Genomic DNA, 1,525 nt, shown 5'->3' with positions numbered 1-1,525 from the left:
CCGAGTTTGGAAAGGGAAAAACGGATTTGCTTTGCGATATACTGTGATCCGTTATCAAAGTAACAGGCATCAAAAGTTCCGTGACGCAGGATCGCCTGGTGAAAGGTATCCTCGATGATCGCTTCTTCCTGATTATCATAGAACCGGGAGAATAGCAGCCGTCTGGAATGGTCATCAATAGCCGAGGACAGATAGGTCTGTACTTTGGCACCGTTTTTTCCAATAGGAAGTTTGGGACCATACTTGATATCTCCCTGGATCAGCATCATGCGGTGTGGTTTGCAGAAGCGTTTCGATGAACTCTCACGGGCTTCTCTGTACATCTGCATATGTTCACGGCCAAACCCTGCTTTATAAAGATGTCTTTCCAGGGTTGGGCGTTTTAATACCCCCGGTGCTACAAAGCCTTCTGCTTCCAGAATGAAGATGATCTGTGCAACAGACCGTTCCGGGACCTCTTTCCTGAGCTGGATTGCCTGTTCCAGAAGAAAATCGAAATTGTCCGGAAGTCTCTGGGATCTGTGTTTTTGCCGGTCTGCCGGTTTGAGTCCAGAGAACTGGCTTTCTGCATATGCTTTCTCGTAACGATAAAGAGAGCGGACGGAGATGTTATTCTCCTGTGCAATCTGCCTGCGCAGCTGCAGACGTTTTGCGTCATCCATATCTTCCCTGAGAAGGGGAGATATAAGCTGAAAGCGTTTGAGTGCTTCCTGTTCCTGCCACTGTTGTTTCATAAGATTTTTGCTTGTATTCATAGTATAGCGACCTCCTTTGAGACCACTATACAGAAGCAGCCGGTGACAGACGAACCAAAGTAGGTGCACAGTGCTACCAGGGGATCGGCACCAGGAATCCCCCGCTGTTATAGATCAGGCGGAGAATGATCTCCAACCAGCTTTGATATTTTTTTCGTATAGCTTCGAGCAGTGAACCTTTGGAGAAGAGGACTCCTTCCCCAAGTCTGAAGATACTGTAGCCGGCACTTCTAAGGTAGCCTTCTATGTTGGTCAGATTGACCTGCAACCACAGGAGCCAGCGCTGCATGGTCTGCATGGACGGATAGTCCTCGGAATCAGCATCTTCAGGAGTGACAACTCCATCAAGAACTCCTGATATAACCTCAGTTTCATAATGCTTATACGGGGAGAGGCAATCCGGAAGTTCATTATGATAGGAATGGCAGTTTTTACATCTGAAACGTCGTATCATCAGACGCTCCTTACGTCCGCCTTCTTTCCTTCGGATACGTACGCGTGAATCCCGGTAGGCAAGAATCCCCTGACATCTGGGACATATATGGCTGGTCACACTGCTCTCAACAAAAAACACCTGAATTCCCCTTGAGGGTTAACGTATAGTCTGATATAATAACCATGGTTTTAGCGACCAGGTCTCAGAGTACACGACTTTCCAGGGAAGGTGCTCTGAGACTTTTTTCTTTCTGTAAACTGATGACAGTATACAGAACAATCCAGAGACACGCAAGCTAATCATTATTACGCTATTTTAAGAGGTCAATAACAAT

The 1,525-nt window shown here is 46.8% G+C and carries 1 protein-coding gene and 1 pseudogene; both read right to left on the bottom strand.

All coding sequences use genetic code 11. From position 1 onward, the window contains the following. Positions 1–755, bottom strand: a pseudogene (locus ACTNBR_RS16400) (DDE-type integrase/transposase/recombinase); the annotation flags it as partial. Between the two features lie 73 nt (positions 756–828). Continuing rightward, on the bottom strand, positions 829–1,329 hold the full coding sequence (locus ACTNBR_RS16395; RefSeq protein WP_197702350.1) for a DUF6431 domain-containing protein: 501 nt from the start codon (positions 1,327–1,329) through the stop codon (positions 829–831). Positions 1,330–1,525 lie beyond the last annotated feature (196 nt).

Source organism: Bariatricus sp. HCP28S3_F11 (assembly GCF_052065395.1).
Lineage (GTDB): Bacteria > Bacillota > Clostridia > Lachnospirales > Lachnospiraceae > Allocoprococcus.
Note: the sequence above shows the minus strand (reverse complement) of the source record. Positions and strands in the feature narration are given on the sequence as shown.